The sequence below is a fragment of the Limnobacter sp. 130 genome, from assembly GCF_902506325.1.
Lineage (GTDB): Bacteria > Pseudomonadota > Gammaproteobacteria > Burkholderiales > Burkholderiaceae_B > Limnobacter.
On sequence record NZ_LR732330.1, the window covers coordinates 248542 to 270558 of the forward strand.

Genomic DNA, 22017 nt, shown 5'->3' on the forward strand with positions numbered 1-22017 from the left:
GAAGACCCTGAGTGTGATTATTATTAATGGTACTGGGAAGAAGGGCTTGCGGATTCAGAAACAACAAACATTAGTTAACATAATACAAGTTATACGACAATTATAACGGCAGTTAAAAAGGGTTACCTAGAGTGACCCCCACCAATACTGGCGATGATCTTCAGCCGGGATTGGCCGAAAAAGTACATAGGTTCTTCAAACTTTATTCGAGGGTATCACCATGTACAAATTCATGTTCTTTGCATTGGTTGCATGTGCTGTGTATCCCGATTGGCCAATTGAAGCAGTTGCTGCTGGCCAAGACATCATCGAGGGATTCCAATCCCGTACCATTGTGGTTGGTCTGCGTTCGTAAATCTTTAAATTGAGGTCGATTTGGGCCTCTGTTGAAAGCCTGGCAACGGGCACTTGTTTCGTATGATGTGAAGGTAAATTGACCCCTATGGTATGGAACCTTCATGTCACAAACTGCCCAAAACGAACTCAAAGGCCGCAATGCCAGAATGGCCGCTCCCACTACAGCTGTGGAGCGTCTTCTGGATCCAAAAATTCCAATCGTGACCAAAACCGATTTGAAAGGTCGCATTACCTATGCCAACCCTGCCTTTGTAGAAATTTCCGGCTTCAGACTTGACGAGCTTTTGGGCCAGCCGCACAACGTTGTGCGCCATCCCGACATGCCCCGCGACGCCTTCAAAGACCTGTGGGACACCGGGCGCCGCGATGAACCCTGGAAAGGTCTGGTTAAAAACCGTTGCAAAGACGGCGGCTACTATTGGGTCGATGCGTACGTTACGCCACTGACTCAAAATGGCGAGAAAATTGGTTACATGTCGGTTCGCTCCAAGCCCAGCGACTCACAAAAATCCGAGGCTGAGGCCTTGTACAAGGCAATAAACGCTGGCAACGCTACATTCCCATTCACAAAACCTGCAAAGGGACGCCCTTTTATTGTGGACCTGGCTGTGGTTGCATTCTTGCCAGTCATCATCGCCCTACTCTCGTTGATCGGCATTCCTGCGGTGGTCTACGGCAGCACAGCCTTATCGTTTGTAGCGGCCGCCCTGGGTTTGCTCTGGCTTAAAGGTCGGGTTGAACACACAAACAAAGCCATGCTGGATGCGATGCGCAACCTGGCAGAGGGCAATTTCAAGCATGAAATTCCAGAAACGGGTACACGGGAATTCAACAAGGTACACACCGCTTTCAAAAGCATGCAGGTGAATTTGCGTGCGATTATTGCAGACGTGATTTCAAGCTCCTCAGAAGTTAAAAACAACGCCGAGGCATTAAGCCAGTTGGCCATTAATTTGATGAGCCGCTCGCAGCAACAGTCTGACGGCATCAACGGTGTTGCTGCCGCACTTGAGGAATTGTCTGTGTCAGTTTCAGAGATTTCTGAGGCCACTGGAAAAAGTTCAGCGCACGCCAAAAACGCCATGGACGTTGTGGATACCGGCGCACAAAGCATGGACAAGTCCACGCAAGCGACCCAAAAAGTTGCTCAGGTGGTTCAGGACGCCAAGCAAAATATTGAAGAGTTGAACCGCGCTGTGGTGAAAATCAGCAATGTCACGCGGACCATTACCGAAATTGCCGAGAAAACCAACTTGTTGGCCTTGAACGCAGCCATTGAAGCTGCACGTGCTGGAGAGTCTGGCCGAGGATTTGCGGTTGTTGCAGACGAAGTGCGCAAACTGGCTGAAATGACACGCCAGTCGACCACCGAGATTTCGGCAACGGTACAAGAGGTTCAAAGCGGCACGAACAAGGGCCTTGAAACCATGAGCCGTGCCGTGGATGAAGTCAATATTGGAACAACCCTGATTCTGGAAGCAAGCGAAAGCCTTCAAGCCATTAAGGTGGCCAGTCGCGGTGTTGCCCAATCGGCCAAAGACATTTCTGCGATGCTGGAACAGCAATCACAGGCCTCCCTTGAGGTGGCCAACAGCATGGAACGGATGAGTTCCTTGACAGAAAGCAACGTAGCCGCGATCAATGATCTGGACAATTCAGCCAAGCAACTGGCATCGACATCAGGCGAATTGCGCACGCTTGTGAAACATTTTGAGGCCAGTTTGTAATTACTTTCACCCGTCAATCAGGCGAATGTTTTAATTCGCCTTGTTAGGCTTTAAGGGCGCTGTTCTCAGCGCCCTTTCTTTTTTCATGATCTCGAAAGCCAATTCCTTGCGATCGGCTTTCATGGCATAGCCTGCCGCGTTGTAGCCAGCCTGGTTTTTTAATGCCGGGTTCGCGCCCAGTCTTAATAAGGTGCGGGCAGCCATCTCCCTGCCCTCACGCGCTGCCATCATCAAGGGCGTGGTGTCATTCGGCGAAAGCAGGTCAACAGAAACGCCTGATTTCACCAACAACTCTATCGATGCGGTCGAGCCTGAAGCGGCTGCATTGTGCAAAGCAGTCCACTGGCCATGCTCACCTGCTGTGGCCCCCTTGGCCAGCAAAGCAGCAACCCACTCAGTTTTATTCAGCGTACAGGCCACCATCAAGGGCGTTTCGCCACGGCGATCGGGTTGATTGGGATTTAATCTGCCAGAAGACAACAGCACCTGCACCGCATTGGGGGAATCTTGCATCATGCCGTAGGTAATGGCCGGAAACCCCTGTTCATTCACTGTGTTTGGGTCCATGCCTTTGAGCAACAAAGACTTCAAGCGGGATTCATCATCAAACTGAATGGCCAGAAAAAAGTCTTCAAAGGCACCGGCCAGCGAAACACCAGGCAACACCAGTAACAGCAAGCTGCTGACAAAGGCACGCCGCCTCAAACCGAGGCCGTTCCACTTTGCGCAAAACCAAACAAACGGTCGAAATTGGCCGATGTTTGCATGCCGATCTCCTCCACGGCAACGCCCTTCTCTTGCGCAATAACCTTGGCCACGTGGGGCACAAAGCTGGGTTCATTCGTTTTGCCACGATGAGGAACCGGCGCCAGGTAAGGCGAATCGGTTTCGATCAGGATTCGATCCATGGGCGCAAACCTGGCCACCTCGCGAAGGTCAGCCGCATTCTTGAAGCTGACAATGCCCGAGAACGACAGATACATGCCCAGATCAAGCGCCTTGCGCGCGAAATCAAGTGACTCGGTGAAACAGTGAATAATGCCGCCACAACCCTGAACATTTTCTTCAGCAAGAATTTTCAACGTGTCGTCACCCGCAGCACGGGTGTGAACAATCACGGGTTTTTTACACACATTGGCTGCGCGCAGGTGCACCCGGAAGCGCTCACGCTGCCATTCAAGGTCACCCTTCAAGCGAAAATAATCCAGACCAGTTTCGCCGATACCGATTACTTTGGGATGGTCGGCCAGCTCCAGCAGTTTTTCAACAGTGGGCTCTGTAATGTCTTCGTAGTCGGGGTGAACGCCCGCAGTGGCCCACAATTGCGCGTGGTTTTCAGCAAGTGCAAGTACGTTGGGAAAATCCTCAAGTTGAACGGAAATACACAAAGCGCGGCTGACCTGAGCTTCGTGCATTCGACTCAAGATATCTGGGAGCTGCTCAACCAGACCGGGAAAATCAAGATGACAATGTGAATCAGTAAACACTACAAGGTTGCTGTTTTTTTCATGGAATTTTGCATTTTACCAATCATTTGCTCAATTGCCACCCGCACACCTTCTCCGCTGTCGTCTTTCGGAAATTGCACACCAATACCTTGGGCCTTGTCGCCACGCGCATTGGCCCCGCAAATCCAGACCACCTTGCCATTGATCGGAAATTTTTTAGCCTCTTCTCCGACGGTCAGCAATACAAACACGGGGTCTCCCAGGTTGTATTCCTTGTCACTTTCAACAAACACCCCGCCACCCTTGATAAAAGGCATGTAAAGGCTGGCCGCCGTATTCTTGTCGCCCAACGTCAGGGATAACATCCAGGGGCGACTGGCTTCTTTGTTGTTGCGTGGGTTGTTCATCAAATTACTGGTCATGGCGTGCGCTGTCCGAAAATGGAGTTCTTCGATGAATTACTTCGTTAAATTTTGCCACTGCTGCCCCACATACTCTAGCGCCAAACGGGGGTTAATTGGGTGATTGGCCAATCGAAATTCTTTTTGCAGGCTTTGATACAGTTGACTGAATCGATCCATACCGATCGACTTTACCCACATCAATTTGGGTGCCAGCCAGGGAAAATTGCTCCCTTTCAGGCCGTGGGCCTGCGCCACGCAGTCGCTGCACAAGCGCATGGCCAATTCAAGCACCACGGGCAGCCCCACTTTCTCGAGCCCTGCCGGTGCGTTGGCATGTTGATCCGGGTTGGAAAGCCATTCCAGAAACTTTTTGCGTAAATCAATTTGATCGGCTGCAGTTTGAGCCAGGCTCAAGGCCTCAAACGGATCATTCATGGCCACACCCAAGGCCACATCGGGCTGGTTCACGCCCTGCACTTCCAGCCAAGCCAGGCATTCTGAAATTGTCGGCATCGGCATGGTCAATTCCTGGCAGCGAGACCGAATTGTGGGCAATAGTTTGTCGACCCGGCTACCCACCAATACAAACCGCAGCCCATTGGCTGGCTCTTCAAGCGTTTTCAGCAATGCATTGGCTGTGTTGGTGTTCATATTGTCAAAGGGATACACCACCACATACCGCGAGGCGCCACGGCTAGAAGCAGTATTGAAGTAGTTTTGGAGATCCCTGACATCATCGATGCGAATATCCTGACTGGGTTTTACACCACTTTTTACTTCTGGATTAAAGCCAAGCTCCAGGGACACGGCCTGCGGCATCAGGTATCTCAAATCCGGGTGATTGCCCGCCATGCGCATGTGGCACCCTGGGCATTGCATACACGGCTTGCTAGTAGCGGAAGTGGACTCGCACAGCACAGCGGCCAGGTAGTCGTTCACCAACTCGTAAAGCCCTTTTGGCTGGTGCCCGTGAACCAGAATTGGCGCCGTGGTCGCCTGCATTAAATGCGCCAACTGTTCTTGAGCGCGCCGCAGCCAGTTTGCTGTGCTCATGCCAGGCCCAGGTTCAAATGTGTTCGCATGAATTTATCCAGTTCAGCCAATACGGTTTCACCGACTTCGGACTCTGGTGGCTGCGCATCAATCAAGCGGATCCGGCGTGGATTAAGCTGAGCGCGTTTGATGAAACCTGCCCGCACCGCCTCAAAATAGCTGCTTGGCATTTCTTCAAATTTGTCACTGACCCCCGCCCTGCCCTGTATGCGGCTTTGAGAAACCGCAATAGGCAAATCAAACAGAAAAGTCAATGTGGGCTCAAACCCCTTCAAGGCCCATTTGCTCAACTGTTGGCAATCTTCCCAACTGGCACCGCCCGCACCCGCCTGGTAAGCAAAGCTGCTGTCCTCAAACCGGTCGGTAATTACCCAAACACCACGATCAAGTGCAGGCTGAATTGTTTCAACCATGTGCTGCCTGCGCGCCGCGTACATCAACAACAATTCGGTGTTCACATCCATGTCATGGTGCAACACCAGTTCACGAATGGCCTCACCCACAGGCGTTCCGCCTGGCTCACGGGTTTGCAGGCATTCAAAGCCCAATTCCTCCAGGCGTGCCTTGACCCGGGCAATGTGCGAGGACTTTCCCGCGCCATCCACGCCCTCGAAGCTGATCAGGTAACCCTGTTTGTGCTTTTTCATGAAGCAGTCACCGCCCAAGTTGGTATTTGCGCACAGCGTTGTTGTGCTCATTCAGATTCTTGCTGAAATAACTGCCGCCGTCACCCTTGGCTACAAAATAAAAGTAAGGCGTTTTGTCAGGGTTCACCGCCGCATACAGTGCGGCTTTTCCTGGGTTCGCAATTGGAGTTGGTGGCAAACCTGCCCGGGTGTAGCTGTTGTAAGGCGTATCGGTTTGTAGGTGCCTGCGGGTCAGGTTGCCATCGAAGGACTCACCGACACCGTAAATGACCGTTGGATCCGTTTGCAGCAACATGCCCACACGCAACCGGTTCACGAACACACTGGCCACTTTGCCTCGGTCACTGGCCAGACCGGTTTCTTTTTCAACGATCGAGGCCATTTTCAGGGCGTCATACGGCGTTTTCAACGGGGTTTTCGGATCACGTTGTGCCCAGGCCTTTTCAAGCTCAACCTGTTGCAAACGAACGGCCCGGCTCAACAACTCAGACAACTTCGAGCCCGGCGAATATTTGTAGGTGTCCGGGTAAATCCAGCCTTCAAGGCTTGAACCCTCCAGTCCCATTTTTTCTGCAATGGCGTGGTGGTCCATTCCAGGCAAATCATCAATCAAATCCGTTTGATTGCGCAGTTTGGCCAGCAAGGCCCGGGCCGTTTGCCCTTCGACCAAGGAAACGCTGCTCAAAACCCCCTGCCCTTTGCTCAGGTAATCAAGCAATCCCAGCGTGCTGATGCCATCCGGCAGGTCATATCGGCCCGCTTTTAACTGACCCGCGCTACCAGTTAGGCGCGCCGCCAGCACAAACAAATCGGGATTGACCGCCAAACCTTGCTGAATCAACTCATTGGCAATGGCGCGCGCACCAAGGCCGCTGCTGACGTGTGCATCCACACGGGGCTGACTACGCTCTATGGCCATATTCAGCACAAAGTAAATTCCCACCACAATCGCCGACACCAAAAGAACAGCCGCCATGGCAATACGCTTTAACGATTGCCATATCGACACTGCTTTTTTTGATGTCTTCTTCGTTTTTTTGCCTTTGCGCACGACTTTGCTTCACCTTGGGTTATTGGAAGGCGAGACCTTACCAGAAGCCACTACAATGTGGAGATTGCTGTTCATGATAGCGGGAAAGTTTTTCCATGACTTCCCCGCATGGTTTGTTTTGTTTGTTACTGAGGATTTGAGCATGTCTGCACAGTTTTTATCGCGTTGGAGCGTCATTGGCGTGGAAGGAGACGACGCAGTGATTTTTCTTCAATCACAACTCAGCAACGACATTGCTGGCATGGCCGAAAGCCAATTGCGCATGGCGGGCCTGTGCACTGCAAAAGGTCGCTTGCTGGGCAGTTTTTTTATGCTGCGCCAAGGTAAACAGGTATTTTTGGTTTGCCGCAAAGAAACAGTGGCCGCATTGGTAAAACGCCTGAGCATGTTCGTGCTGAGAAGCAAATGCAAGGTTCGCGATTGCGCCGCAGAATATCAAGTCACATTCAAGGCCGACACAACCCCCGCCCTGCCCATGCGGGTTCAATGGGATGAACACGGCCACGCCACCGCAAGCCTGCGCGCTATTGGGGCTGTCACACCTGGTTTTCAACTTGTTGCCACCAGTGAGCAAGCTGACCAAGTCCATGCCGACGATGAGTTTGAATATGCCCTTCAACAACTGGGGATCGCTTATGTGTCGCAGCCCACGGTTGAAATGTTCGTTCCGCAAGGCATCAACTTTGATTTGGTAGGCGGTGTGAGTTTCAGCAAGGGATGCTACCCAGGCCAGGAAATCGTGGCTCGCAGTCATTATTTGGGCAAGGTGAAGCGACGTGTGTTTCAAGCCAGTGCTGGCGCGTTGCCCACAGTAACGGCGGGACAGGACGTTTGGCTGGAAGGAAAAGAAAATGAACCCGCCGGCACGGTGGCCACTGCCGTGCAGTTCAATGGACAGCAGCATTTGCTGATTGAACTGCCTGTGGACGACGCTGAACGGGCGGATGCTGCCTTTGCAATAAAAACCGACACGGGTGTGGTGGCACTGAAAGTTCAGCCACCCCCCTACGATGTGCATCAAAAAGGCAATGTGTTTGAATGAGCAGCCAGCTATTCATTTACTACCGTATTCCAAAAACTGAAATCAGTGTGGCAATACAGTGTGCCCAACGCTTAATGCACGCCTTACGCGAGCAGGGGTTAGGGCATGGGCAATTGTTTCAACGCGAAGAAGCCGACAAACCCTACTTTACCTTGATGGAAGTGATTTACCCGAACCCAGGCCATTCTGATTCCTTGGGCACTTTCACCACGCAAGTTGAACTGCTGGCTGCCAATTGCTTTGCTGACCTGCCAAGTAATCCCGGCCGTCACATCGAGCTATTCAGCGAGGTAAACGGATAATGTGCCTGGCCGTGCTTGCAATTGATGCACACCCAGACTACCCCTTCATCTGTCTGGCCAATCGGGACGAGTTTCACAACCGCCCTACCGCGCCCTTACAGGCCTGGCCCACAGCCTATGGCTGCCTGTGGTCAGGGAAAGACTTGCAGTCTGGCGGCACCTGGCTGGGTGTAGGCAGCAACAGCGAATTTGCGCTGCTGACCAACGTCAGAAACAGCACTCTCAACATGCCCGGCACAGCGCCTTCACGCGGGCAGTTGGTGCTTGATTCAATTGATTCCGGCGCAGCCCCCGGCAGGGAAACTTCGCTGGCATTTGCAGGGTTCAATCTGATTCACGGCAATCTTGCAACGCGGAAGTTTCAGTGCACCACCAACCAAGGCCTGAAGCTCGACAACGGCCTTGAATTCACCACCGCCCTTGAAGACGGGTACCACAGTATTTCAAACGGTCATTTGAATGCGCCTTGGCCAAAATCACGCGCATTGAAATTCGGCGTGCGAAAGTTGATTCAAGACAAGCACAGCGGTTCTCTATCGATCTCAACTTTTGAGGACTCTCTCTTGGGCTTGCTGGGCTGCACTGCACTTGCTGAAGACACTGAACTGCCATCCACGGGCGTGCCTTATGAATGGGAAAAAATGCTGTCTTCCGTGAAAATTGTGTCGCCCTTGTACGGCACACGATCAAGTGCGGTGATCTTGCTCGACAACACCAACACGGTTCACTTCACTGAAGTGACCTTTAACCCGACCGGAAATGAAATTGGGCGGCAAAGGTTTGAAATACCCCTGCCGCCCAAGTCTTGAAACAAGGTTGTTTTAAACCTCGTAGTCCATGCACTGGCGTGCACTGCGCACTTCACCAATAAAGCTCTTGATGGCCTCATGTTGAGGATGCACAGCATAGGCATCCAATGCAGCCTTGTTCTCGAAAGTTGAGTACAACACCACGTCATAGGTGCATTCCAGGCCCTTGCCGCCCAAAGCCACTTCAAAGTCCAGAATACCCGGCACGATGTTGGCGCAAGCCATCAGCTTTTCCTTCACCAGTGCCATGTTTTGGGCCTTGGTGTTGCCAAGGGCTTCTTCTTTCAACTGCCAAAATACGATGTGCTTGATCATTAAACTTCTCTGGGTTTGGTTGAGTAATCTCAGTTGGGTAACTTGTAGTCTTTGAACTGCTCGCGCAATTTCAATTTCTGTATTTTACCAGTCGCGGTGTGCGGCAACTCATCCACAAAAGCCACATCGTTGGGCAAACAGTATTTTGCAACCTTGCCCTCGTAAAAATCCAGCATCTCTTCACGGCTAACCTCAACACCAGGCTTGCGCACAACCACCAGCAAGGGGCGTTCATCCCACTTGGGGTGATAAACCGAAATTACTGCGGCCTCATGCACGGCAGGGTGAGCCATCGCAACGTTTTCCAGGTCGATCGAGCTGATCCATTCACCACCGGACTTGATCACGTCTTTGCTGCGGTCGGTAATCTGCATGAAACCTTCGCGATTGATCTTCGACACGTCGCCTGTGGCAAACCACTTCTTACCTTCTTTGTCCGTGGTAAAGGCTTTGGCCCCTTCGCCCCCGTAGTAGCTGTCGATCACCCAATGGCCACGCACCAGCAAATCGCCGAAGGCCTCGCCATCCCATGGCAATTCTTCGCCATCGTCGCTGACAATTTTCATGTCCACACCAAAAATTGCGGTACCCTGCTTTTGCATGATGCTCTGCTTTTCTTCCAGCGACAAATCCAGGTGCCGTGCCTTCAAACGGCACACCGTACCCAATGGCGAGAGCTCGGTCATGCCCCAGGCGTGAATCACTTCAACACCCAGGCTGTTCAGTGTTTTGATCATGGCCGCTGGCGCAGCAGAACCACCAATTACAGTTCGGTTGAAATGATTAAACTTCAACCCGTTTTGTTGAACATGATTCAACAAACCCAACCAAACAGTGGGCACACCCGCCGAGAAATTCACCTTCTCGCCTTCCAGCAATTCGTAAATAGACGCACCATCCAGCGCACCACCGGGCATCACCATTTTTGCGCCGCACATCAGCGCAATATATGGAATGCCCCAAGCGTTGACGTGGAACATGGGCACCACAGGCAGAATGGTGTCGCGACTGCTCAAGCCCAAGGCATCAGGCGTACAAGCAGCCATGGCGTGCAATACCGTTGAACGGTGCGAGTACAAGGCACCCTTTGGATTGCCAGTGGTACCCGATGTGTAACACAGACCCGAGGCTGCATTCTCATCGAGCAATGGCCACGCGAATTGCTCAGACGCCTCTTTAATCAGTGCCTCGTAGTTCAGGCAACCCGCCACTGCAGGCTCAGCAGGCATGGCGGCTTCATCGCACATCTGAACCCAGCGCTTCACCGTGGGGCAAGCAGGCGCAATGGCTTTCACCAATGGGGCAAATGTACTGTCAAAAAACACCATGGTGTCTTTCGCGTGGTTAATGATGTACACCAATTGCTCAGGAAACAGGCGGGGGTTCAGGGTGTGTACCACCGCACCCATGCCAGACACTGCATAGTAAATTTCAACGTGGCGATAACCGTTCCAGGCCAGCGTCGCAACGTTTTCACCCTGCTGAACACCCAAACTGGTCAAGGTATTGGCCAGCTTTTTGGTTCGCTTGGCCACTTCCCCGTAGGTAGTTCGATGAATGTCGCCTTCCGTACGGCGTGACACAACTTCAACATGCGGGTGGTGCCGCTCTGCGTGTTCCATCACCGATGAAATCAACAGGGGCATATTCATCATCAAACCTTGCATTTGCGCTCTCTCCTCCAGGTATTACGTTTGTTCTGCGACCTTCCCCGACTACAATGGTAGGGTTGTTTAACGAAACTATACTTCAGGACCGACCTTTGTTTCATAATCACGATTCTATTTTGGTTCAAGAATACGCAAGTTTGGGCGCACCCTACCTGGTTGAGGTGCCAGCGACCCCGCTGCGGACAGAAGCAAGCCTGTTGCACCTGAACGCCACCTTGGCCCAGGAAATCGGTTTAGACGCCCAGCATTTGGCAAGTGCCGAGGGAATCAACACCCTGTCTGGCAACACGCCGTTTCCGGGTTATCAAAGCCGGGCCAGTGTGTATTGTGGTCACCAGTTCGGCCAGTTTGTACCGCAACTGGGAGATGGCCGTGCCTTGCTGATCGCCGAAATTCGCAAGGGCAAGCAATATCGCCAGTTACAACTCAAGGGAGCGGGCCCAACGCCTTATTCTCGCCACGCCGATGGCCGTGCGGTATTGCGATCGTCCATCCGGGAATACCTGGCCTCGGAAGCCATGCAGGCTTTGGGTATTCCAACAACGCGTGCCCTCAGCCTGACTGCCAGCGCCGACCCCGTGTTTCGCGAAACCACCGAGACCGCCGCTGTGGTGTGCCGCGTAAGTGAAAGTTTCATGCGCTTTGGGCATGTGGAATTTTTCTGTTACACCAATCAGCTCGATGCATTGCGTAATCTGTTGACCTGGCACATTGAGCAACACCACCCGGAAATCGATCTTGGCGATTCCGAGACGAGTTTTCACACTGGCCTGTTGCAATGGTTGGCCACGGTGATTGAACGAACCGCGAGCACTGTAGCGCGCTGGCAAGCCGTGGGTTTTTGCCACGGCGTGATGAACACCGACAACATGAGCTCGCTGGGCTTGACCATCGATTACGGCCCCTACGGTTTCATCGACGGTTTTGATATTGACCACATCTGCAACCATTCCGACCACCAAGGCCGCTACAGCTACCGCAATCAACCCCGTATTGCCCATTGGAACCTGTATGCCTTGGCGCAGGCCTTAAGCCCGTTGATACCCGACAGCAAGGAAACCCTGCAAAATCTGCTGGATGGTTTTGCTGATGCATTTCACGCTGAACACAGCGCCTTGTTTGCGGCCAAGTTAGGCCTGCCAGCCACGAAAGGCGATCCAATCGACATACTCATCGAGAACACCTTGAAATTCATGCATGAACACAAGCTTGATTTCACAAGGTTTTTTAGATCAATGTCGGCCCTGGACCCTCACGCCGGCGCTGCCGATAATTTCGCCCTGTGGCAGAGCAGTCCTTTTTTCCCCCTGGCTTTGGGTGATGAACAGCAAGTCAACAACGCCCACGCATGGCTTGCGCAGTGGCTAGCGATGGCCAACAGCACACAGGCAAGCACCGCAGATTGGCGCGCCACGCTTGACCAAACCAACCCTGCTTTCGTGTTAAGAAATCACTTGCTGCAACACGCCATAGAACAGGCACAGAAAGGTGAGTTTTCCGAGGTGAACCGATTATTCGCCGCGTTGTCTGACCCGTATGATTCAACACAATTGCCCAGTGAATACATTGCACAGCCCCCAGAGTGGGCTCAATCATTGGTGCTGAGTTGCTCGTCCTAGCGCGCGGCAACAATCACGGAGACTTGAATATGGTTGAAAAAGTAGTAAAAACCGATGCACAGTGGCGCGAAGAACTGACGCCCACCAGCTTCGAAGTGACCCGCAAAAAAGGCACTGAACGGGCCTTTACAGGCCAATATTGGGATCACCATGAGCCGGGAATTTACCGTTGTATCTGCTGCGGCACGCCTTTGTTTGCTTCAGACACCAAATTCGATTCAGGCTGTGGGTGGCCCAGTTACTTCGCGCCCCTTAATCCAGACAATGTCGAAGAACACGTAGACCGCAGCTATGGCATGACTCGCACCGAAGTGACCTGTAAAATATGCGATTCGCATTTGGGTCATGTATTCGAAGACGGTCCTGCGCCCACGGGTTTGCGCTATTGCATCAATTCCGTCAGCTTGGCATTCGAGCCCTTTGCATCCGATTCATCCGCATAAATAACTACAACAGCACCACTACAACATGAAACTGTTACTCGACTTCCTACCAATTGTTCTGTTCTTCGTCAGCTTTAAATGGGCTGGCAGCAATCCTGAACAAACCCAGTCTTTGCTGGAGCCCCTACTTGGCAGCATTTCCAATGCTGAAATACAAACAGCGCAACTTCCCATTTTGCTGGCCACAGTGGTCGCTATCCTTGCGACTGTTCTGCAAATCATTTATCAGAAATCCACCGGAAAAAAGGTGGAAAACATGCAATGGATAGGCCTGATCCTGATCGCGGTTTTCGGTGGGGCCACCCTTATTTTGCAAAATGAAACATTCATCAAGTGGAAACCCACCGTGCTTTACCTTGCCATGGCCGCTGGATTCCTGATTGCCTATGTATTCAAGCGCAACCCGATTGAACTCATGATGAAAGGTCAGGTGGAGTTGCCTGCGCATGTTTGGGTCAATTTGTTGTGGGCCTGGGTAGGCTTTTTCGTGGTGATGGCCGTTCTAAACATTGTGGTGGCCTACTCGTTCTCAACCGATGTATGGGTCGACTTCAAATTGTTCGGCTCTTTGGGGGCAACCCTGGTATTTGTATTTGGGCAAGGGTTTTACATGTCCAAGCACATGAAGCAAAGTAGCGAGGCCAAGTAAGCCATGGTAACCAGTGAAGACATCAAGCAACGTCTTGAAACTGCACTCGATGCTGAAGTGGAAGTCATCGACGAGTCGCACCTGCATGCGGGCCATGAAGGCGCCAAGTCAGGTGGCAGGCATTACAGGGTCAAGCTGAAGTCTGCACGCTTCAATGGGCTAAGAACATTAGCGCGCCATCGTCTCGTGTATGATGCTTTGGCAGAATGGATGAAAAAAGAAATCCATGCTTTGGCCATAGATTCCACTGAGGAATCCACCACGGATTAACCAGAAGACGCGCCACCGGGATCCGAGCCAAGCCCATCGTTTTAACTTTTTGAGACACAAGGTTATTTAGTTATGTTGAAAACCACCCTGAAAGCAACTTGTCTGGCCGCCGTTCTGGTTCTGGGCAACCCCGTTTATGCCCAAAATGCCGCCGTGGTCAATGGCCAGTCCATCCCCAGCGCGTTGGTCGACTTCATCATGACCGAGCAAGAAAAGCGCGGTCAAGCCGCTTCACCCGAAATGCGCGCCACCATTCGTCAAGAACTGATCAATCAGGAAGTGATGAAGCAGGAAGCAGTTAAAAAAGGGTTGGGAAGCAGTCCCGAAGTGAAGTACCAGGTTCAAATGATGAACCAGGCCATTTTGGCCAATGCCCTGCGTGAAGACTTCTACAAAAACACCAAACTGACCGACAAAGAAGTTGAAACCGCGTATGCGGAAATCGCCAAAATGATGGGTGGCAGCGAATTCCGTGCAAGCCACATTCTGGTTGAGCAAGAAGCCGAAGCCAAAGCGATTATCGACCAGTTGGGCAAAGGTGGAAAGTTTGAAGAAATCGCCAAGACCAAGTCCAAAGACCCTGGTTCAGCCCCCAATGGCGGCGACCTGGATTGGGCGAACCCCAACAGCTTTGTGCCTGAGTTTTCTCAAGCCATGGTAGGTCTGAAGAAAGGCGAATACACCAAAACGCCAGTGAAAAGCCAATTTGGTTACCATGTCATTTTATTGGCAGACACACGCCAGGCCACGCCGCCAAAACTGGATGAAATTCGCCCTCAACTTGAGCAGAAAATGATCAATGACAAGTGGGAAGAATATCAGGGCAAACTGTTGTCCAACGCAAAAGTAAAGTAAGCGCTTGCCTGTGAAAAAGCCGCCAGCATGAAATGCTCGGCGGCTTTTTTTACGACATTTTTATTCAGGCATTGGTAATACGGTCAATCGCGGCCTGGTACATATAGCTTTGGCGCAAACTTTCCCAATTCAGTGACTGCCCGGAAAGAAGTCGACTTAGACGGCGGTTTCGCACTTCCATGTTTTCATGCACTTCGGGTACCGGGTTGTTGACCAACGCGTCAATGTCCTCGAAGTTGTTGCAAACCAGCACTGCATCGCAACCTGCCCGCAAAGCCGCGCTGGCGCGGGCCCGAATGCCACCAATTCCATGCGCGCCAACCATGTCCAAATCATCACTAATCACAGCGCCATCGAAACTGAACTTGACCCGCAGTACTTCTTGAATCCAGAAGCTTGAAAAACAGGCGGGCATCGGATCCACATCGGAATACACCACATGGGCCGGCATAATACTGGCCATATTCAAGGTTGAATTCAACTGGTAAGGCAGTGCATCCACCTTCAAAATTTCATTCAATGGCCGCGTATCGTGAGGCAAAGCCAAATGGCTGTCCAAACTCACCCAACCGTGCCCGGGAAAATGTTTTCCGCAGGCCTGCATACCCGCCAGCGCCATGCCGTTCATCAAGGCCGAAGACAAACGCGAGACCATTCTTGCGTCTTTGCCGAAGGAACGGTTACCGATAATCTCGCTATTGCCCCAGTCAAGATCCAGCACGGGTGCAAAACTCATGTCGATACCGCAGGCACGTAACTCGGCCGCCATCACGAAGCCGGCTTCTCTGGCCAAAAGTACAGCATCGTCGAAATCTGTTTCGGCCCTTTGACCAATTTGCCGCATTGACGGAATGGCAGTAAAGCCATCTCTGAATCGCTGTACGCGCCCACCCTCGTGATCCACGAAAACTGGTTTGTTCAAACCGCCATTCAATCTAATTGATTCCACTAAATCAATAAGTTGCACCTTACTTTCAAAGTTTCTTGTAAATAAAATAAGTCCGCCAACAGCCGGGTTCTGAATTCGAGCAATGTCTTCTCTGGACAAAGTTAAACCCGTTAAACCAATGATGAATGGACCTAACATATTGTATGAATTCCTTAATATAAATTATTGTTTTGAAAATAGAATTACCGTGGACATCACGTAATTTTTTTCATCACTGATTGAGATTTTTGCATGAGCCCTGCGAGACGTTAACCAATTTTGCAGGCGTTCGGAGTAAATCAAAAAAGGCGCGCCAGACTCACCATTCAAAACCGACAAATCCTGAAATGAAAAATCTGCGCCAACACCCGTGCCCATGGCTTTGGAAAAAGCTTCCTTTGCACAATAACGGGTCGCCACAAACAGCGTGCCCCGAATTGCTGATTTGTCAGATCTGCGCTCGTACTCATCAATTTCAGCAACAGTAAGCACACGCTTGATAAAAACGTCCCTGCCCTTGCGCAATAAAACCTCAAGTCGATCGACCTCGAGAATGTCGCAGCCCAAACCTAAAATATCGTCGATCATGAAGGCATCTAAACCTGTTTATACCCTATCGAGGGCGAATCGCTTCTAACTTCGCAGCAACCATCAATTCTTTCATTTTCTTGATTGCACCTTCCCAACCCATGAATACCGCGTTGGCCACTATGCTGTGACCAATATTCAACTCCGAGATGGTTTCTATGGCAGCGACTGGCCCCACATTGTCATAATTCAAGCCATGTCCGGCATTGACCCTTAAACCTTCCGCCACACCAAAATTGGCAGATTTCCTGATTCTGGACAATTCAAGGTCAACCGCCGAACCCACGGCATGAGCATATCGACCAGTGTGCAACTCAATCGCATCGGCGCCGCATTTCAAGGCCGCTTCTATTTGATCCATATCCGGATCAATGAACAGTGAAATTCGCATGCCCTGGTCTTTCAACCGGGCAACTGCTGGCGCGATCAAATGAAAGCCACCAATCACATCCAGCCCGCCTTCAGTAGTTACTTCTTCCCGGCGCTCTGGCACAAAACACACATCCTGAGGCTTCACTTCCTCGACCAGGCGAATCATTTCCTCGACCACAGCACACTCAAAGTTCATACGCGTACTGATCAAAGGTCGAATGCGGCGCACATCGTCATCTTGCATATGGCGGCGGTCCTCGCGCACATGCACCGTAATTGCGTCAGCTCCGTATTCCTCCGCAAGCAAGGCAGCCCTCAATGGATCGGGCTCATGTCCCCTGCGGGCTTGGCGAATCGTAGCAACGTGATCAATGTTTACACCAAGTTCAATCATGTTCTTAACAAATGCTCCATCCAGACTCTAGACATCAAACCGTTGGGCGCGATGTGCGTCCCCAACAGCTTCCGGGTAATCGGTTTTAAGGCACTCGCAGCAGACTTTGACCAAAGACCGCTTTGAATTTCAGCAATCCATGAGCCTTGGACAAGCTGCTCAACGCTGCTGTTCACTGAATTGTTTACAGCTCCCCCGTCCGAGGGAACCCAGCCTTCCTGATCCAGCCACACATAGTGACGATCGGGATCAATCCCATTGCCAAACCTGTCGTGCTGCCAATCAAGGCCATAGCCAAGTGATTGGAGCAGGCCCACCTCGAACTGGCGAATACACACATTCATGTCGTCGCCGCCGGCAAGACCAACAAGCGTATTTTGGTAAAGATCAAACAGATCAGGGTGTGTGTCCTCCCGACTCAGTCCGCGCATCAACAACTCATTGAGGTAATAAGCTGCAAACAAGGCTTTGCCATCGGGCGACATCAAACCGCCCAGCCATTCTGCCTGCGTCAAGGTTTTTACGTCAGACTTCCCGGCAAAACGCACTGAAAGTGGCTGAAAACTGACCAACACAGCACGCAAGCCCGAGTGCGGTCTTTTCGCCCCCTTGGCAACAACGGGCAAACGCCCATGCTCTTTGCAAAACAGCTCTACAATCAAGCTGGTCTCTTTGTACGGCACGCTGTGCAGTACATACGCAAAATCAGTGCTGGATCGCGTGTTATTCATACCCCAGGCTTTGAAGCAGGGTTGCATTGTCGGCCCAACCGCTGCGTACTTTGACCCAGGTTTCAAGGTGCACGCTGCCACCGAACAGGCGCTCCATGTCCTGGCGCGCTTCCGAGCCGATTCGTTTGAGTTTTTCCCCACCCTTGCCAATAATCATGGCTTTGTGAGAAGAGCGATCCACCAGAATGGATGCATAAATAACCCGGCGACCTTCCTCAATCTCGAATTTGTCGATCACCACCGTGCAGGTGTAAGGCAACTCGTCGCCCACCAAACGGAACAGCTTTTCCCGAATGCGCTCAGCCGCGAGGAACTTCTCGGGGCGATCCGTCAAGGTGTCCTCGTCATAAAAGAAGGGCTGCTCTGGCAACAGAGCAGAAACTGCTTCCTTCAATGCATCCAGATTTTTAATGGTTTGCGCGCTCAGGGGCACAATCGCATCAAAATTTCGTTGCCCACTCACCTTCTGAAGAAAAGGCAACATTTCCGCTTTCTTTTCCAGCAAGTCGACCTTGTTCACCACGGCCACAAGTGGCACACCTTTGGGGCACAACTCCAGCACTTTCATGTCTGCCGGGGTCAACTTGCCCTGCTCGATTACCCACAAGATGACATTGACATCGGCCAAGGCAGTGAGCACGGCACGGTTCATGGTCTTGTTCAGAGCATTTGAATGTTTGGTTTGAAAGCCCGGCGTGTCTACGAAAATGAACTGGGTCGGCACGTCCTTGATGGTCTCAGTCATGACCCCAAGCACCCGATGACGAGTGGTTTGTGGCTTGCTGGACGTAATCGACAAATGTTCGCCAATCATTCCGTTCATAAGGGTGGACTTGCCCACGTTTGGGCGCCCCACCACGGCAATCACGCCGCATTTTGATTCGGCCATGTTATTGCCTCCTGCTGGCTTGATTGGGATCAGAATACTCCCGTTCAAGCAATTCGATAAGCACCGCTTGTGCGGCGTGCTGTTCAGCCACCCGGCGGGAGTGCCCTTGCCCAACTTTGGTAATTTCAAGATCGTCCACTGAACACTCAACACTGAACTCAGGGCTGGCCGATGTACCACCCTCTACCAACACGCGGTAAATGGGCAGCTTCAAACGTTTACCCTGAAGCAATTCCTGCAAGCGGGTTTTGGGGTCTTTGCCCATGGACTCAATCGGTGTTTCAAGCATCACGGGCTTGAGCAGGCGAATGACACAATCGCGAGCCGCTTCAAAACCGGAGTCCAGAAGAATGGCCCCAAACAGAGCCTCCAGTCCATCGGCAATAATGCTGTCCTTAATGGCCTTGGCGCTGCGCAGCTCGCCCGCACCCAAGAAAAGATACTGGTCTAACAACAGGTTACGGCCCACCATGGCCAGGCAATCCTGTTTCACAAGGTGCGAACGCACCCGCGACATTTTCCCTTCGTCCATGTCTGGATGAGTTTCAAATAAAAGAATAGAGGCTGCACAATTTAAAACACTGTCGCCCAGAAACTCCAGGCGCTCATTGTGGAGGCTGCTGTAGCTTCGGTGAGTCAAAGCGAGCCGCAGCAGCGCCTGATCTTTAAACGAATACCCCAATGCAGCCTGAAGATTTGAATACTTTGAACTGTCCACTCAATACCTCCAGCTGGCTTTAATGGAACAAGCCAATTCGGGAAAAGTCATTGAAGTTCATCCACACCAAAAATGCCTTGCCAACCACCTGCTCATCAGAAACAAACCCCCAAATACGGCTGTCGCTGGAATTGTCCCGATTGTCTCCCATCATGAAGTAATGTCCTTGCGGCACCACACAACGAAAACCGGTCACATCGTATTTGCAGTTGTCACGATTCTTGAAGGTCTGTGCACCAATCACATACGGTGGCGCATCCTCATCGTTGAGCATCCGGTGCGTCTTGCCACCCAGGGTTTCCTGAAACTGAAGAGAATACGAAAAACTATTTGGATCGTAATATTTGTCCAGTTCTTTTACAGGCACAGCCTGGCCGTTGATGGACAGCTTTTTGTTACGGTACTCGACCACATCGCCACCCACACCCACCACACGCTTGATGTAATCAAGCGATGGATCAAGTGGATAACGAAAGACCATGACATCTCCACGCTGTGGATCATTCAATGGAATGATCTTCTTGTCGACAATGGGCAAACGAATACCGTAGGTAAATTTGTTCACCAGAATAAGGTCGCCGATCAGCAAAGTGGGAATCATTGAGCCTGACGGAATCTTGAACGGCTCGACAACAAAAGAGCGCAACACAAACACGAACAAAATAACCGGGAAAAAACTTGCGCTGTATTCCAGCCACAATGGCTGCTTCATGTATTGCTGGCGAATTCGCTTCTCGGCGTCACCATTCAGGTTAGTGTTCCCGCCTGAGCCGACAAGCGCTTGCTCTGCCGCCATTTTTCGTTTTGGCTTGAACACAAACACATCAAGCACATAGAAAAAGCCGGTGAACAACACCAGCAAAAACAGAATCAGAGAAAAATTCATTGTTATTTGTCTTCCACTTGGAGAATGGCCAAAAACGCTTCTTGTGGAATTTCCACATTACCAACCTGCTTCATGCGCTTCTTGCCTGCTTTCTGCTTTTCCAACAGTTTTTTCTTGCGGGAAATATCGCCACCGTAACACTTGGCCAATACGTTTTTACGCAAAGCCTTTACTGTTTCACGGGCAATAATATTGGCGCCAATGGCTGCTTGAATTGCCACATCAAACATTTGGCGAGAAATGATTTCCCGCATCTTGCCTGCCACTGCACGGCCTCGATACACAGCATTGCCGCGGTGAACCATGATCGACAACGCATCCACCTTTTCACCATTGATCAGCATGTCAACTTTCACAATGTCCGCAGGCCTGTATTCCTTAAAGGAATAATCCATTGAGGCATAGCCACGCGAGGTTGATTTCAATTTGTCGAAAAAGTCGAGCACGATTTCAGCCATCGGCATCTCGAACGTAATGCGCACCTGGCGCCCGTGGTAAACCATATTGGTTTGCGTACCGCGACGGCCTGTACACAGGGTCATCACTGAGCCCACATATTCTTGAGGCATCAACAAATTTACAATCACAATCGGTTCGCGAATTTCGTCGACCTTGCTCAGGTCAGGCATCTTGGAGGGATTGTCCACCCGCAGAATGGTGCCATCACGCTGTTTGATTTCATAGACCACTGTTGGAGCAGTGGTAATCAAATCCATGTCGAACTCACGCTCCAGGCGTTCTTGCACAATGTCCATGTGCAACATGCCCAAGAAACCGCAGCGGAAACCGAACCCCAGGGCCTGCGATACTTCAGGCTCGTAATTCAAAGCGGCATCGTTCAGGCGCAATTTGTCCAACGCCTCGCGCAAGGCCTCATATTGGTTGGATTCAACAGGGAACAAGCCTGCAAACACTTGCGACTGCACCTCTTTGAAACCAGGCAAGGGTTTGTCAGCGGGCTTACCCGCCAAAGTAACCGTGTCACCAACCTTGGCACTTTCAAGTAGCTTGATGCCGGCATTGATGTAGCCTACTTCACCAGCTGAAAGCGATTCACGCGCAACCGACTTGGGGGTAAACACACCCACATCGTCGGCAATGTAAGTATCACCCGTGGCCATCAACTTGATCTTGTCTTTGCGGTTAAGCACGCCATTGATCACGCGAACCAGCATTACCACGCCCACATAATTGTCGAACCAGCTGTCGATAATCAAAGCCTGCAAAGGTGCATCGCGACTACCGCGAGCGGGTGGCACCTTGTTGACAATCAACTCAAGAACCTCATCTACACCCAAACCGGTTTTGGCTGAAATCGCAATGGCCTCTGAGGCATCAATGCCAATCACATCTTCAATTTCAGACTTCGCGTTTTCTGGATCGGCTTGTGGCAAATCAATTTTGTTCAACACGGGCAATACTTCCACGCCCAGGTCCAAGGCCGTGTAGCAGTTGGCCACAGTTTGTGCTTCCACACCTTGAGAAGCATCCACAACCAGCAATGCACCCTCGCATGCGGACAGTGAGCGACTCACTTCGTAAGAAAAATCAACGTGCCCCGGCGTGTCAATCAAATTGAGCAAATAGGTATTGCCGTCTTTGGCTTTGTAAGTCAGTGCGGCAGTTTGCGCCTTGATGGTGATGCCACGCTCCCGCTCAATGTCCATGGAATCAAGCACTTGAGAATCCATTTCCCGATCGCTCAAGCCACCGCATTTGTGTATCAGGCGATCGGCTAGCGTAGATTTCCCGTGATCAATGTGGGCGATGATCGAAAAATTGCGTATGTGCTGCATTTGCATCATTAAAAAGGGGGCTTCTTGGCCCCCTGGAAATTTCGGTAACGTGTC

General features: G+C 51.4%; 26 protein-coding genes. 10 read left to right on the plus strand and 16 right to left on the minus strand.

The window, feature by feature from the left end; translation table 11 throughout:
- The first annotated feature begins 220 nt into the window (after nt 1-220).
- Both FRIGORI9N_RS15505 and FRIGORI9N_RS10155 read left to right on the plus strand, forming a co-directional pair.
- Nucleotides 221-355, plus strand: a complete 135-nt coding sequence (locus FRIGORI9N_RS15505) for a hypothetical protein (RefSeq protein ID WP_256366116.1) — start codon at nt 221-223, stop codon at nt 353-355.
- A 103-nt stretch (nt 356-458) separates the two neighbouring features.
- Entirely contained in the window at nt 459-2084 is a 1626-nt protein-coding gene (locus tag FRIGORI9N_RS10155; RefSeq protein WP_201301470.1) for a PAS domain-containing methyl-accepting chemotaxis protein, read from the plus strand.
- Between the two features lie 30 nt (nt 2085-2114).
- Here FRIGORI9N_RS10155 and FRIGORI9N_RS10160 read toward each other — a convergent pair whose 3' ends face one another.
- From FRIGORI9N_RS10160 to mltG, 6 genes are read right to left on the minus strand one after another with little or no spacing between them, the layout of a single operon-like run.
- Nucleotides 2115-2789, minus strand: a complete 675-nt coding sequence (locus tag FRIGORI9N_RS10160; protein ID WP_159570342.1) for an ankyrin repeat domain-containing protein — start codon at nt 2787-2789, stop codon at nt 2115-2117.
- Nucleotides 2786-3571, minus strand: a complete 786-nt coding sequence (locus FRIGORI9N_RS10165) for a TatD family hydrolase (RefSeq protein ID WP_159570345.1) — start codon at nt 3569-3571, stop codon at nt 2786-2788. The genes FRIGORI9N_RS10160 and FRIGORI9N_RS10165 overlap by 4 nt, the downstream gene beginning before the upstream one ends.
- On the minus strand, nt 3571-3954 hold the full coding sequence (locus FRIGORI9N_RS10170; RefSeq protein WP_201301471.1) for a PilZ domain-containing protein: 384 nt from the start codon (nt 3952-3954) through the stop codon (nt 3571-3573). The genes FRIGORI9N_RS10165 and FRIGORI9N_RS10170 overlap by 1 nt, the downstream gene beginning before the upstream one ends.
- 36 nt (nt 3955-3990) lie before the next feature.
- Nucleotides 3991-4989 carry a hypothetical protein gene (locus tag FRIGORI9N_RS10175; protein ID WP_159570348.1) on the minus strand — a complete coding sequence of 333 codons (999 nt, stop codon included), beginning with the start codon at nt 4987-4989 and terminating at the stop codon, nt 3991-3993.
- Nucleotides 4986-5687, minus strand: a complete 702-nt coding sequence (gene tmk, locus FRIGORI9N_RS10180; RefSeq protein ID WP_236550865.1) for a dTMP kinase — start codon at nt 5685-5687, stop codon at nt 4986-4988. The genes FRIGORI9N_RS10175 and tmk overlap by 4 nt, the downstream gene beginning before the upstream one ends.
- On the minus strand, nt 5644-6687 hold the full coding sequence (gene mltG / locus FRIGORI9N_RS10185; protein ID WP_236550866.1) for an endolytic transglycosylase MltG: 1044 nt from the start codon (nt 6685-6687) through the stop codon (nt 5644-5646). The genes tmk and mltG overlap by 44 nt, the downstream gene beginning before the upstream one ends.
- Before the next feature lie 142 nt (nt 6688-6829).
- Here mltG and FRIGORI9N_RS10190 point away from each other — a divergent pair, with 142 nt between their 5' ends.
- The 3 genes from FRIGORI9N_RS10190 to FRIGORI9N_RS10200 are packed head-to-tail and all read left to right on the plus strand — an operon-like array spanning nt 6830 to nt 8840.
- Nucleotides 6830-7729, plus strand: coding sequence for a folate-binding protein YgfZ (locus FRIGORI9N_RS10190; protein WP_159570357.1), 900 nt, complete (start codon nt 6830-6832; stop codon nt 7727-7729).
- Nucleotides 7726-8031, plus strand: coding sequence for a DUF4936 family protein (locus FRIGORI9N_RS10195; RefSeq protein ID WP_159570360.1), 306 nt, complete (start codon nt 7726-7728; stop codon nt 8029-8031). The genes FRIGORI9N_RS10190 and FRIGORI9N_RS10195 overlap by 4 nt, the downstream gene beginning before the upstream one ends.
- A gap of 11 nt (nt 8032-8042) precedes the next feature.
- On the plus strand, nt 8043-8840 hold the full coding sequence (locus FRIGORI9N_RS10200) for an NRDE family protein (protein WP_159570363.1): 798 nt from the start codon (nt 8043-8045) through the stop codon (nt 8838-8840).
- A 12-nt stretch (nt 8841-8852) separates the two neighbouring features.
- Here FRIGORI9N_RS10200 and FRIGORI9N_RS10205 read toward each other — a convergent pair whose 3' ends face one another.
- Together FRIGORI9N_RS10205 and FRIGORI9N_RS10210 are read right to left on the minus strand one after the other, a co-directional pair.
- Complete coding sequence (locus FRIGORI9N_RS10205) at nt 8853-9155, minus strand: Dabb family protein (RefSeq protein WP_159570366.1); 303 nt, start codon at nt 9153-9155, stop codon at nt 8853-8855.
- A gap of 29 nt (nt 9156-9184) precedes the next feature.
- Nucleotides 9185-10822, minus strand: coding sequence for a 3-(methylthio)propionyl-CoA ligase (locus FRIGORI9N_RS10210; protein ID WP_159570369.1), 1638 nt, complete (start codon nt 10820-10822; stop codon nt 9185-9187).
- Nucleotides 10823-10917: 95 nt separating this feature from the next.
- Here FRIGORI9N_RS10210 and FRIGORI9N_RS10215 point away from each other — a divergent pair, with 95 nt between their 5' ends.
- The 5 genes from FRIGORI9N_RS10215 to FRIGORI9N_RS10235 all read left to right on the plus strand — a co-directional run bounded on the left by FRIGORI9N_RS10215 (nt 10918) and on the right by FRIGORI9N_RS10235 (nt 14661).
- Nucleotides 10918-12444 (plus strand): YdiU family protein, encoded by a 1527-nt coding sequence (locus FRIGORI9N_RS10215; protein ID WP_201301472.1) that lies wholly within the window; start codon nt 10918-10920, stop codon nt 12442-12444.
- A 29-nt stretch (nt 12445-12473) separates the two neighbouring features.
- The gene (gene msrB, locus FRIGORI9N_RS10220) at nt 12474-12887 is read left to right on the plus strand and encodes a peptide-methionine (R)-S-oxide reductase MsrB (RefSeq protein WP_159570375.1); all 414 of its coding nucleotides are present in this window, start codon (nt 12474-12476) and stop codon (nt 12885-12887) included.
- A gap of 25 nt (nt 12888-12912) precedes the next feature.
- Nucleotides 12913-13536 carry a septation protein A gene (locus FRIGORI9N_RS10225; protein ID WP_159570378.1) on the plus strand — a complete coding sequence of 208 codons (624 nt, stop codon included), beginning with the start codon at nt 12913-12915 and terminating at the stop codon, nt 13534-13536.
- Nucleotides 13537-13539: 3 nt separating this feature from the next.
- On the plus strand, nt 13540-13806 hold the full coding sequence (locus FRIGORI9N_RS10230) for a BolA family transcriptional regulator (RefSeq protein ID WP_159570381.1): 267 nt from the start codon (nt 13540-13542) through the stop codon (nt 13804-13806).
- A 72-nt stretch (nt 13807-13878) separates the two neighbouring features.
- On the plus strand, nt 13879-14661 hold the full coding sequence (locus tag FRIGORI9N_RS10235) for a peptidylprolyl isomerase (RefSeq protein WP_159570384.1): 783 nt from the start codon (nt 13879-13881) through the stop codon (nt 14659-14661).
- Between the two features lie 64 nt (nt 14662-14725).
- Here the strand turns inward: FRIGORI9N_RS10235 and nagZ are convergent, their stop codons facing one another.
- From nagZ to lepA, 8 genes are read right to left on the minus strand one after another with little or no spacing between them, the layout of a single operon-like run.
- A complete protein-coding gene (gene nagZ, locus FRIGORI9N_RS10240; RefSeq protein WP_159570387.1) occupies nt 14726-15748 on the minus strand; it encodes a beta-N-acetylhexosaminidase in 1023 nt (340 codons plus the stop codon).
- A 24-nt stretch (nt 15749-15772) separates the two neighbouring features.
- Entirely contained in the window at nt 15773-16177 is a 405-nt protein-coding gene (acpS, locus tag FRIGORI9N_RS10245; protein WP_159570390.1) for a holo-ACP synthase, read from the minus strand.
- Nucleotides 16178-16202: 25 nt separating this feature from the next.
- Entirely contained in the window at nt 16203-16943 is a 741-nt protein-coding gene (locus tag FRIGORI9N_RS10250) for a pyridoxine 5'-phosphate synthase (RefSeq protein ID WP_159570393.1), read from the minus strand.
- On the minus strand, nt 16940-17674 hold the full coding sequence (recO, locus tag FRIGORI9N_RS10255) for a DNA repair protein RecO (RefSeq protein WP_159570396.1): 735 nt from the start codon (nt 17672-17674) through the stop codon (nt 16940-16942). Before recO ends, FRIGORI9N_RS10250 begins: the two co-directional genes overlap by 4 nt.
- Nucleotides 17667-18563, minus strand: coding sequence for a GTPase Era (era, locus tag FRIGORI9N_RS10260; protein WP_159570399.1), 897 nt, complete (start codon nt 18561-18563; stop codon nt 17667-17669). The genes recO and era overlap by 8 nt, the downstream gene beginning before the upstream one ends.
- Before the next feature lies 1 nt (nt 18564).
- Nucleotides 18565-19281 (minus strand): ribonuclease III, encoded by a 717-nt coding sequence (gene rnc, locus FRIGORI9N_RS10265; RefSeq protein WP_159570403.1) that lies wholly within the window; start codon nt 19279-19281, stop codon nt 18565-18567.
- A 19-nt stretch (nt 19282-19300) separates the two neighbouring features.
- Nucleotides 19301-20167, minus strand: a complete 867-nt coding sequence (gene lepB / locus FRIGORI9N_RS10270) for a signal peptidase I (protein ID WP_159570406.1) — start codon at nt 20165-20167, stop codon at nt 19301-19303.
- Between the two features lie 2 nt (nt 20168-20169).
- The gene (lepA, locus tag FRIGORI9N_RS10275) at nt 20170-21963 is read right to left on the minus strand and encodes a translation elongation factor 4 (RefSeq protein ID WP_159571784.1); all 1794 of its coding nucleotides are present in this window, start codon (nt 21961-21963) and stop codon (nt 20170-20172) included.
- Between the last annotated feature and the right edge of the window lie 54 nt (nt 21964-22017).